Source organism: Nocardiopsis sp. SBT366, from assembly GCF_001083815.1.
Taxonomy (GTDB): Bacteria; Actinomycetota; Actinomycetes; order Streptosporangiales; family Streptosporangiaceae; genus Nocardiopsis; species Nocardiopsis prasina.
On the sequence record NZ_LAVM01000126.1, the window covers coordinates 1 to 10,606 of the forward strand.

9 protein-coding genes, 1 tRNA gene and 1 pseudogene are annotated in these 10,606 nt (G+C 70.6%); 5 read left to right on the forward strand and 6 right to left on the reverse strand.

Features of this window, described 5'->3' with window-relative positions:
* The first annotated feature begins 66 nt into the window (after positions 1 to 66).
* Positions 67 to 1,239, forward strand: a complete 1,173-nt coding sequence (locus tag ADX84_RS24080; RefSeq protein WP_082206757.1) for an ArsA family ATPase — start codon at positions 67 to 69, stop codon at positions 1,237 to 1,239.
* Between the two features lie 19 nt (positions 1,240 to 1,258).
* Here ADX84_RS24080 and ADX84_RS24085 read toward each other — a convergent pair whose 3' ends face one another.
* Positions 1,259 to 1,576: a WhiB family transcriptional regulator gene (locus ADX84_RS24085; protein ID WP_049579529.1), complete on the reverse strand. Its 318-nt coding sequence runs from the start codon at positions 1,574 to 1,576 to the stop codon at positions 1,259 to 1,261.
* 435 nt (positions 1,577 to 2,011) lie between these two features.
* Between ADX84_RS24085 and ADX84_RS24090 the strand changes: the two genes are divergently transcribed.
* Positions 2,012 to 4,396, forward strand: coding sequence for a penicillin-binding protein (locus tag ADX84_RS24090; RefSeq protein ID WP_049579531.1), 2,385 nt, complete (start codon positions 2,012 to 2,014; stop codon positions 4,394 to 4,396).
* A gap of 72 nt (positions 4,397 to 4,468) precedes the next feature.
* Here the strand turns inward: ADX84_RS24090 and ADX84_RS24095 are convergent, their stop codons facing one another.
* Positions 4,469 to 4,921, reverse strand: a complete 453-nt coding sequence (locus tag ADX84_RS24095; protein WP_049579534.1) for a GatB/YqeY domain-containing protein — start codon at positions 4,919 to 4,921, stop codon at positions 4,469 to 4,471.
* Positions 4,922 to 5,018: 97 nt separating this feature from the next.
* Here ADX84_RS24095 and ADX84_RS24100 point away from each other — a divergent pair, with 97 nt between their 5' ends.
* Both ADX84_RS24100 and ADX84_RS24105 read left to right on the forward strand, forming a co-directional pair.
* The gene (locus ADX84_RS24100; protein WP_049579536.1) at positions 5,019 to 5,939 is read left to right on the forward strand and encodes a metallophosphoesterase; all 921 of its coding nucleotides are present in this window, start codon (positions 5,019 to 5,021) and stop codon (positions 5,937 to 5,939) included.
* A 74-nt stretch (positions 5,940 to 6,013) separates the two neighbouring features.
* Positions 6,014 to 6,087 (forward strand) — tRNA-Pro (locus ADX84_RS24105).
* Positions 6,088 to 6,160: 73 nt separating this feature from the next.
* Here ADX84_RS24105 and ADX84_RS26860 read toward each other — a convergent pair.
* Together ADX84_RS26860 and ADX84_RS26865 are read right to left on the reverse strand one after the other, a co-directional pair.
* On the reverse strand, positions 6,161 to 6,910 hold the full coding sequence (locus ADX84_RS26860; RefSeq protein ID WP_234004196.1) for a peptidase dimerization domain-containing protein: 750 nt from the start codon (positions 6,908 to 6,910) through the stop codon (positions 6,161 to 6,163).
* Positions 6,793 to 7,389 (reverse strand): annotated as a pseudogene (locus tag ADX84_RS26865) (M20/M25/M40 family metallo-hydrolase); the annotation flags it as partial. The pseudogene ADX84_RS26865 and the gene ADX84_RS26860, both read right to left, overlap by 118 nt.
* Positions 7,390 to 7,554: 165 nt before the next feature.
* Here ADX84_RS26865 and ADX84_RS24115 point away from each other — a divergent pair.
* Positions 7,555 to 9,021 carry an amidase gene (locus tag ADX84_RS24115; protein ID WP_049579543.1) on the forward strand — a complete coding sequence of 489 codons (1,467 nt, stop codon included), beginning with the start codon at positions 7,555 to 7,557 and terminating at the stop codon, positions 9,019 to 9,021.
* Here the strand turns inward: ADX84_RS24115 and ADX84_RS24120 are convergent.
* Positions 9,018 to 9,434 (reverse strand): hypothetical protein, encoded by a 417-nt coding sequence (locus ADX84_RS24120; protein WP_156208169.1) that lies wholly within the window; start codon positions 9,432 to 9,434, stop codon positions 9,018 to 9,020. The genes ADX84_RS24115 and ADX84_RS24120 overlap by 4 nt on opposite strands.
* Positions 9,435 to 9,889: 455 nt before the next feature.
* The coding region (locus tag ADX84_RS24125) for a hypothetical protein (protein WP_049579546.1) at positions 9,890 to 10,606 on the reverse strand (717 nt) is incomplete at its 5' end.

Consider the following 10,606-nt stretch of genomic DNA (forward strand, 5'->3'; position numbering starts at 1 on the left):
GGCCCGGGAGGGGCGGGTCCGGGAGGAGCGAGTCCGAACGCCCGGGGACCGCGTGAGGGCGCGCCGCTGGACGTGGACGCCCTGCTGGACGACACCCGCACGAGGATCGTCGTGTGCTGTGGGGCGGGCGGGGTCGGCAAGACCACCACCGCCGCCGCGCTGGGGCTGCGCGCCGCCGAACGCGGACGGCGCACCGTGGTGATCACCGTGGACCCGGCCCGGCGCCTGGCGCAGTCGATGGGGCTCGTGGAGCTGGACAACACCCCGCGTCCGGTACCGCTCCCCGAGTCGGCCCGGGGCAGCCTGCACGCGATGATGCTCGACATGAAGCGGACCTTCGACGAGGTCGTCAGGGAGCACGCCGACCCCGAGAGGGCCCGCCAGATCCTGGCCAACCCCTTCTACCAGACCCTCTCCACGAGCTTCTCCGGCACGCAGGAGTACATGGCGATGGAGAAGCTGGGGCAGCTGCGCCAGTCCGGCGAGTGGGACCTGATCGTGGTGGACACCCCGCCCAGCCGGTCCGCGCTGGACTTCCTGGACGCGCCCAAGCGGCTCGGCCGGTTCCTGGACGGCCGACTCATCCGCTTCCTGAGTACCCCGGCCACCGGCGCCTTCCGGCTGCTGGGCGCCGGGTTCAACGTGGTGGGCTCGGTGGTGGGCAAGATCGTCGGAACCCAGTTCCTGGCCGACCTGCGTTCCTTCGTCTCCGCGTTCGACACGGTGTTCGGCGGGTTCCAGGAACGCGCCGAGCGGACCTATCGGCTGCTCCAGACGCCGGGGACGGCCTTCGTGGTGGTGGCGACCCCGGACACGGACGCGATGCGCGAGGCCTCCTACTTCATGGACCGGTTGGCGGCGGAGTCCATGCCACTGGCGGGCCTGGTGCTGAACCGGACGCATCCGCTGCCGTCCGGGCCGGGGGCGCGCCTGGGCGCGGACGAGGCGCTGGCGGCCGCCGGTTCGCTGAAGGAGGCGGGCTCCCACCCGCTCGCGGCGGCGGCCCTGCGCCTTCACGCGGAACGGGTCCGGGCACACGAGCGCGAGGAGCGGCTGCGGGCCCGGATGCTGTCGGCCCACCGGGGGGCGCGGGTGGTCGAGGTTCCCGCGCGGCCCGAGGACGTGCACGACCTCGCCGGTCTGCGCGGAATCGGCGTGGCGCTCGCCGGGGGCACCGAGGGTGCCCCCTCGACCGGAGGTGCGGCGGGTTCCGGGGAGGCCGCGCCGGAGGACTCCTGAGGACGGATCCGGTCAGGTGTCAGGCGGGCGTGTCCCGCAGGGTCCGCGCGATACGGGAGAGGTCGTCCTCACCCTCCCGGCGGGCCTCCTCCAGCAGGGGAGCCCAGTCGGTGACGTCGGGGTGCTTGCGCAACAGGGAGCGGCGTTCGCGTTCGGTCATGCCGCCCCACACGCCGAACTCCACCCGGTGGTCCAGCGCGTCGGCGAGGCACTCGACACGCACGGGACAGCCGTGGCAGAAGAGCTTGGCGCGGTTCTGCGCGGCGCCCTGGACGAAAAGGGCGTCGGGGTCGATCTGACGGCACAGGGCCTCTGTCGTCCACTGATGGGTCCACATGTGGCGCACTTCCCAGACGTGTGCTAGCGCTCGCGGTCAAAGGTGGTTGGTGTGCTCTGGTTGAGTGGAGGTGAACACGGTGGCCTCCCGCTACCGCGTGGGGCGCGTCGTGCACGCATCGTCACGGCGCCCCATCTCGAAAGTACGGTTCGGATCGCCGCGCCAACAGAACCCACTCGACCCACTTTCCGTCTCACGGATATGGCCCGAGCGGGCCATTGCGCGACCGGCCGACCACCCTCCCCGACCGGGGCAGGGGTGCGTGTCGGCTGAACCACACCCGGGACTGTCTGCGTTAACCGTGGAAGGATGGTCCGGGGATACGGCTCGTGCGTAGTCATGGGCGATTCGGCGTGAAAACGCACCGTCCGTTACCGATCGCACCGCTTCTGAGCGTTCGTGGTCACTTAGTCTGATGGGGTGGGTCAGGGGACATTGCTTCAAAGAATCAGCCAACTGGTCGTCGTCGGTGTGATCGCCGGCCTCCTCGTCGCCGCACTCGCCCTACCGGCGGTCGGCGGCATGGGGATCACCGCCCGCAACATCGCCAGCGGCTTCCTGGACATGCCCAGCCAACTCGAGACACCTCCACCTCCTCAGCGGTCGACCATCTACGACCGCGAGGGCGGTGTGATCGCGGAGATCTTCGACCAGAACCGTGAGCTCGTCGACATCGACGACGTCTCCCCGGTGATGGTCGACGCCATCCTCGCCATGGAGGACTCCCGCTTCTACGACCACGGTGGTCTGGACGTGTCCGGCACCCTGCGTGCCGCCCTCCGGACAATGGGAGGCAACACCGAGGGTGCCTCCTCCATCACCCAGCAGTACGTGAAGAACGTGCAGATCGAGGCCGCCACCTCCCAGGAGGAGCTGGAGGAGGCCCGCGAGGAGACCATCGCCCGCAAGATCCGGGAGCTGCGCTACGCCGTCGCCCTGGAACAGAGGATGTCCAAGGACGAGATCCTGGAGGGCTACCTCAACATCGCCTACTTCAGCGACGGCGCCTACGGCGTCGAGTCCGCCGCGCAGCACTTCTTCCAGGTGCCCGCGAGCGAGCTGGAGCTGCACCAGGCGGCGACCATCGCCGGTCTCGTCCGCTATCCCTACCTGTACAACCCGCGCTTCTTCCCCGAGCAGACCACCGAGCGGCGCAACGTCGTCCTGGACCGCATGGTCGCCACCGAGGCCATCACCGAGGAGGAGGCCGAGGAGGCCAAGGCCGAGGAGATGGAGCTGGACCTGGACACCCCGCCCAACGGGTGCGTCCCCAGCGACCAGCCCTTCTTCTGCGACTACGTCGTGCAGGAGATCGAGCAGGACGAGCGGTTCGGCCCCAACGAGACCGAGCGGGCGCGCTGGCTGCGCACCGCCGGCCTGGAGATCCACACGACCCTGGACCCGCAGACGCAGGAATCGGGCCAAAAGGCCGTGGACAAGTGGGTGCCGCGCGAGAACGACTCCCGCAAGGTGGCCGCGCAGGCGGTCGTCGAACCGGGCACCGGCCACATCCTCGGGATGATGCAGAGCCGCAACTACGGTCCCGACGAGAGCAAGCTCGGCGAGACCTCGATCAACTTCACCACCGACTCCGACCGGGGCGGCAGCAGCGGCTTCCAGGCCGGGTCGACGTTCAAGGCGATCACCCTCGCCTCCGCGCTGGAGGAGGGGCTGCCCTTCGGCACCTCCTTCAACTCACCGAGCTCCACCACGGTGAGCGGCCAGACCTCCTGCAACGGCGGGCGGCTGGAGTCGTGGTCGCTGAGCAACGCCGGTGACAGCAACGCGGGCAACCACAACATGGTGTCCGGCACCAAGGCCTCCTCCAACACCTACTTCGCGCAGCTCCAGGCCCGCGCGGGCCTGTGCAACACGATGAAGATGGCGGAGAAGCTGGGGCTGAAGCGCGCCGACGGCACCCTGTTCACGGAGAACGACAACTCGCTCGCCAACAGCAGCTTCACGCTGGGCAGCGAGGAGGTCTCCCCGCTGCGGGTGTCCAACGCCTACGCGACCTTCGCCTCCGGTGGCATGTACTGCGAGCCGCAGTCCATCACCAAGATCGAGGACCGCCAGGCGGGCGCCACGATCGACATCGAGCCGCAGTGCGAGCGCGTGATCGACGAGGACGTCGCCGACGGCACCAGCTACCTGTTGTCGCAGACCTTCAACGGGGGCACCGCCGCCAGCCTCGGCATCGGCCGTCCCGCGGCGGGCAAGACCGGAACCACCGACGGTTCCGCCGCGGCCTGGTTCGCCGGGTTCACCCCGCAGATGGCCAGCAGCGTGTTCGTCGGCGACCCGCGCGGTCCCCAGCAGTACCCGCTGCGCAACGTCAGAATCGGCGACCGGTACTTCGGGACCGTGTACGGGGCGACCATCCCCGGCCCGATCTGGCAGGAGACCATGCGAGGCGCCCACGAGGGCCTGGACACCGAGCGTCTGGCGTCCGCGCCCGGCAAGTTCGGTTCCACCTCAGAGCCCCGCGCTCCCCGGAATGACGATGACGACGAGGACGCCAGCCCGGCCAGCGACGACGGCGGCGTTCCCAACGTCGTCGGTCTGGGCGAGTCCGAGGCCGTCGCCGCCCTGGAGGCCGCCGGTTACTCGGCGAACGTGTCCGGAACGACGGTCCGCTCGTCCGAGAGCGAGGGTTCGGTGGCCGCGGTCAACCCGAACCCGGGCACCCGCCTCCCTGAGGGAGCGACGGTCAACGTGTTCCTGAGCAGCGGCGGCGGCCGTGCCAACTCGGAGGGCACCCCGGACCGCGGCGGTTGGCACCCGGTGGTCCCGGCGACCCAGCCCAGCCGGAGCGACTGACCCCGAGCAGCACGGAGGGGGCGGCGGTGACCTGGTCACCGCCGCCCCCTCGTCGTTCCGGGGCGGTTCGCCCTAGGCCAGCTGGCGCTTGACCTCGGCGGCCACGCGGGCGCCGTCGGCACGCCCGGCGATCTGGGCGTTGACGATCTTCATGACCTTGCCCATCTCCTTCATCCCGGAGGCGCCGGTCTCGGCGACCGCGGCCGTGACCAGCTGGGAGAGCTCGTCGTCGGTGAGGGGCTTGGGGAGGTAGTCCGACAGGACCTCGCTCTCGGCCCGCTCGTTGGCGGCGGCCTCGGGGCGGTCGCCCTTGTCGAAGGCCTCGGCGGCCTCGCGACGCTTCTTGGCCTCGCGGATGAGGAGCTTGGTGACCTCGTCGTCGCCGAGCGCCCGCTGCGAGGAGCCCGCGGACTCCTCGGTGGCGATGGTGGTGAGCACCATGCGCAGAGTGGCGGTGCGGACCTTGTCCTTCGCCTTCATGGCGGTGGTGAGGTCGGACTTGAGACGGGCTTTGAGTTCGGACATGGCCCGATCCTACGGCCGCCCAGACCACGCCGACCAACGGTTTGCGCGCAGGGCACCCCGCATCTGAGACGATCGGTACTCGACGAAGGAGGGCCGGATGGGCGCCGACAACAGACCACTCCTGCGCCGGATCGGGCGCGCGGCAGCGATCACCGGGGCGGTCGGTGTGGCCGGGCTGGGATACGCCTCGGTCATCGAACGCAACTGGTTCCGGCTGCGCCGCTACGAGCTGCCGCTGCTGCCCCCGGGCAGCCCCCGACTGCGTGTGCTGCACCTGTCCGACGCGCACCTGACGCCCGGGCGGAAGATGCTCATCGACTGGATCCGAGGGCTGGAGGCCTACGAGCCCGACCTGGTGATCAACACCGGGGACTCGCTGGCCCACCCCGACGCGGTGGGGCCGTTCATCGACGCCCTGGGTCCGCTCCTGGACCGTCCGGGCGCCTTCGTGTACGGGTCCAACGACCTGTTCTCGCCGCAGTTGAAGAACCCGGCGCGCTACCTGTGGCGGACCAGCAAGACGGACTACCGCAAGCGCCGGGTGCCGGACCTGCCCTGGCGTGAGCTGGGCGCGTCGATGTCGGCCTCGGGCTGGCTGGACCTGAACAACCACAAGGGCTCGCTGAAGGCCAACGGGCTCGACGTGGCCCTGGCCGGGGTGCACGACTCGCACATCAAGCTGGACCGCTACGACGACGTCGCCGGTCCGGCCGACCCGTTGGCCGACATCAGGCTGGGTGTGCTGCACTCGCCCGAGCCCTCCAACCTGGACCGCTTCGAGGCCGACGGGTACCAGCTTCTGCTCGCCGGGCACACGCACGGCGGCCAGCTGTGCCTGCCGTTCTATGGGACGCTGGTCACCAACTGCGGTATCGACCGCAGGCGCGCGTGGGGCCTCAACGAGTACGGCGACGCGTGGCTGCACGTCTCCGGCGGCCTGGGCACGTCCCCGTACGCGCCGGTGCGGTTCTGCTGCCGTCCGGAGGCCTCACTCCTGGACCTGGTCGCCCGCCCCTGACCAGCGGGTCCGCCTCCGCCCGAATCGAATTACCCAAGCACTCCCCGAGTCCGCTAGACTTGGGGACGTTGCTTCGGGGTGTAGCGCAGCTTGGCAGCGCGCTTCGTTCGGGACGAAGAGGTCGTGGGTTCAAATCCCGCCACCCCGACAGAGCACGAAGGCCGGTCCCACGGGACCGGCCTTCGTCGTGTCCGGGGTGGGTCTGCCACGCGGACCTCCCGTCAGCCCCGTGGCTCGGTGCCGAGGTAGGACAGGATTCCGGCGGCGGCGGCCCGGGTTCCGGTGGTGAGCGTCGGTTCCATGACCGGGCCGAAGTGCGGGGAGTGGTTGACCGGGGCCTCCTCGCCCGGGGTCAGGTCGAACCCCCCGAACATCCAGAAGACCGAGGGCACCCCGATGGCCTCCGCCAGGTGGCCGAAGTCCTCGCTGCCCATCACCGGTTCGGAGACGGACACGTTCCCCTCCCCGAGTTCGGCCCTGAGCGCCGCCTCGACGCGTGCGGCCTGGGCCGGGTCGTTGTGGCAGCTCGGGAACGCGTAGATCTCCTCGACCAGCGGCTCCGGAGCTCCCGAGACCGCGGCCTCACCGGAGACGATCCGCCGCACGGCGGAGAGCACCTGGTCGCGGACCTCGGGTTCGAACGTGCGGATGTTCAGGGTGAACTCCGCGCGGTCCGGGATGATGTTCTCCTTCAGGCCCGCGTGGAAGGTCCCCGAGGTGACCACGGCCGGGGTGCGCGGGTCGAGTTCGCGGGAGACGATCGTCTGCAACCGGGCGATCATGTGCGCCCTAGGACGATCGGGTCGATGGAGGACTGCGGCCGCGAGCCGTGGGACTGCTTGCCGTACACCGTCACCCGCAGGGCGTCGGCCATGGCCATCGCGACCCCGTGGGAGATGTTGACGGTCCCGGTCCGGAGCGGCATGACGTGCTGGCCCAGGACGACCTCGGGCACGGGTGCGCGCTCCCACAGGCCGTCGTCGACCATCGCCCGCGCACCGGCCGCGACCTCCTCTCCGGGTTGGAAGACCAGCACGAGGGTCCCGGACCAGGCTTCCGGGTGGGACACCAGCGCGCGGGCGGCGGTCAGCAGGGACGTGACGTGGGTGTCGTGCCCGCAGCCGTGCATGACCGGCACCGTGGTGCCGTCCTCCAGCGTTCCGGTGACCGTGCTGGCGTACTGCAGCCCGGTGTCCTCAGCGATGGGCAGCCCGTCCGTGTCGGCGCGGAAGGCCACCACCGGCCCCTCCCCGTTGCGGATGACACCGACCACGCCGGTGCCTCCGCAACGGAAGTTCCCGATTCCGATGTCGTCCAGTTCGGCCGCGACGAAGTCGGCGGTGGCGTACTCCCGCATGGAGAGTTCGGGGTGGGCGTGCAGGTGCCGGTAGATCCGGTGCGCGCGCCCGGTGTCGAGTCCGGACAGGACGGTGTCGGTCGGGCTGGTCATGCGGAGGCCTTCCTTCGCGATCCGGGGCGGGAGTGAGCCCCCGTGTGGTCGTTTCCCGAAAAACCACGACGAATCCACCGAGGGGAGGTTCCCGAACCCGCGGACCGCACCGGAGACTGGGCGCCACGGAACCGGCGGAGACCGCAGAAGGAGCCAGTGCGCACCATGAACGAGATCCAGCTGATGTCCGCGACCGCCCTGGTGACGGCGATCCGCCGCCGCGAGGTCTCCGCCCGGGAGGCGCTCGACGCGCACCTGGAACGGATCGGGGAGGTGAACCCGGCAGTCAACGCCGTGGTCACCCTGGATCCGGAACGGGCCCGGGACGCCGCCGGGGCCGCTGATCAGCGCACCGTGTCCGGGGCCGCGCTTCCTCCGTTGCACGGGCTGCCGATGACCCACAAGGACACCCACGCGGTGGCCGGAATGCGCAGCACCAGCGGCTCCCGGCTCCTCGCCGACCACGTGCCCGCCGAGGACGACGCGATCATCTCCAGGTTGAGGGACGCGGGCGTCGTCTCCACGGGCAAGAGCAACGTCCCGGAGTTCGGCGCGGGTTCGCACACCTTCAACGACGTCTTCGGGACGACCACCAACCCCTACGACCCGGAACTGAGCGCGGGCGGCTCGTCCGGTGGCCTGGCCGCAGCCGTCTCCACCGGGATCCAGCCCCTGGGTGAGGGGTCGGACATGGGTGGGTCACTGCGCATCCCGGCGTCGTTCTGCGGTGTGGTGGGGCTGCGGCCCTCCCACGGGGTGATCCCGGCGCCGGCCGCGGGCAACGACTGGGCGTGGCTGACCCGCACCGGCCCGATGGCCCGCGAGGTGTCCGACATCGCGCTGTTCATGTCCGCCGTCGCCGGGCCCTCGCCCCGGGTCCAGCCTCCGGCACCGGTCACCGGAGCCGACTTCGCCGGGCCGATGCTCGGGGACCTGCGCGGGGTACGGGTCGCCTGGAGCCCGGACCTCGGACTTGGTCTGCCCGTGGAACCGGAGGTGCTGGAGGTCCTGGAGGGACGGCTGCGTGTCTTCGAGGAGGCGGGGGCCATCGTCGAGGAGGCCGCTCCGGACCTCAGCGGGGCGGACGAGGTCTTCCGCGCCACCCGAGCCCTCGACTTCGCCGCCGCTCTGGGGCCCGTGGTGCGCGATCTGCCGGAGTTGGTCAAGCCCGAGGTGGTCTGGAACGTCGAGGCCGGATGGGCGCTGGGCGCACGGGAGATCATCGCCGCGACGGCCGCGCGTACCCGGCTGGCCGCCGCCGTCCGGGCCTTCCACACCCGCTACGACCTCCTGGTCAGCCCCGCCGCCCAAGTGGAGCCCTTCGACGCCCGGCTGCGCTACCCGACCGCGATCAACGGAGTGGAGTCCACGACCTACCTGGACTGGATGCGCTCGGCGTGCGCGCTCTCCGCGACGGGGCTGCCCGTCCTGGCGCTCCCGGCGGGGTTCACCAAGTCCGGGCTCCCGGTGGGCTTCCAGCTCTCCGTGGACCACTACCGGGACGTGGAGCTGCTGCGCTACGCGAAGGCGTTCGAGGACCGCACGCGCTGCGCCGACCGCCGCCCGGAGCTCGGGCCGGGCACGGGGCAGCGCGTGCGACCGGTGACGACGGCATCCGCGGGGTCGCCCTAGTCGCGTCCGTGGTCCTCCAGCCGGTCGACGGCACGTTCGGCGATCGAGATGAGGACCTCCTCGCCGAGGGTGAAGTCGACCCCGCTGGGCTGGTCCTCCCACACCTCCCTGAGGGTGACCTCGACCAGGTACTCCGCGTCCCGGACGTGTACCTGGGCCACGCTGCCCTGTTCCTCACTACCTTCGAGGAAGTGCGTCACGAACGACTCGTCGCCGATCTCGAGAGCACGCGCCTCCTGGACCAGGCGGTAGGCACTGCTGTAGCCCTCGGCCAGGGACTCACGCTTCTCCTCGAAATCGCGCTGGGCTTCCTCGACGCCTCCATTCGGTCCGTCATCGCCCCAGGGGAGGCTGTAGGCGACCCGGAGGGACCCCAAAGTTCCGTTGGCGAACTCCGCGCTCCAGACACACACGGAGTCGATCCTGGTGTGCGACGCGGAAGCCAGTGCGGCGCTGACAGAACGAAGCTCTGACCCGCTGGGCACCGCGCACGGATCTATGGGCGGCAGCTCGTTGACGTCGGGGCCGAGCGGGGCCGATGCCGTCGTCGAAGTAACCGCCCAGACGCCTCCGGCCGCAAGGCCGTAGACCGCGAGGGTAGCCGCGACGGTGATCGCGATGATTCGGCCCGTGCGGCGCCGTGGGGTGCCAGGGCCGTTGGCCGGGGACGGGCCGCCCGGACCGCGGGGAGGGCCCGTGGGACCCTGGGGTCCCTGGCCGGGGACCCCCGGACCGTGGGGCTGTGGTGGGAACTGCTGTGGGGGGTACTGCTGTGGTGGGTACTGCTGTGGTGGGTACTGCTGTGGGGGGCCGTTGTACACGGCTGTCCTCCTGGTTCTGTACAACGCCCGTGCGCCTGTCGGAAGAGTCACCCGAAGGCGTCTGCGGCCACGTCGGCGAGGAGGTCCTCCGCCTCGTCCAGATCGATCTCGGTGGAGTCGGAGAGCTGGAACAGGAACACACTCACCAGGCGGCCCTCGCGCACGACGAGGTTCACCCGCTGGAGGTGTGAGTCCCTCCCTCCACCGATCTGGATGTTGGTGAGGACGAGCGATCCCTCGTCTCCGAACCGCAGCGGCCGATCCCAGGTGCCCGTGACCTCGCCCTGCTGGACGTTCGATGCGTCGCTGGCGCTCTCCACTGTCAATGCGAAGAGCTCGTCGGCATCGGTGGGTACGTCCAGCCCTTGCGGTTCGCGTTCCTCACGCAGGACGGCGTCACTCGAGGAGAGCGGCACGTGTCGGCTGAGGGAGAGGCGGACGTCGTCATTCTCCGCCATGGTGACGTTCCAGATGCAGCTGTTGGAGTAGGTGCTCGTGGACCAGCGTTCGGCCTCGCCGTCCATCGAAGCGAGGGTCCGGTCACTGACGACCGCGCAGGGGTCGTCGGTCGGCAGTCCGCTCGCGGGACTGATCCGCGCGGATGAGGCGGTGGTGGCGGAGACCACCCACGTGAGGGAGGCCGCGACCACAAGCGTGACGGCGGCGGTGAGTGCCACCGTGAGTGCGGTCCGGGGGCGGCGCCGGGGTACCGGGGGTTGGCTGGGGAATCCCTGGGGGCCGGGATGCCCGGGAGTGCCCTGGGG

Coding starts and splice junctions, on each gene's coding strand:
- ADX84_RS24085 (WP_049579529.1), bottom strand. CDS start 1,576: ATGTGGACCCATCAGTGGACGACAGAGGCCCTGTGCCGTCAGATCGAC.
- ADX84_RS24095 (WP_049579534.1), bottom strand. CDS start 4,921: ATGTCCGAACTCAAAGCCCGTCTCAAGTCCGACCTCACCACCGCCATG.
- ADX84_RS24100 (WP_049579536.1), top strand. CDS start 5,019: ATGGGCGCCGACAACAGACCACTCCTGCGCCGGATCGGGCGCGCGGCA.
- ADX84_RS24115 (WP_049579543.1), top strand. CDS start 7,555: ATGAACGAGATCCAGCTGATGTCCGCGACCGCCCTGGTGACGGCGATC.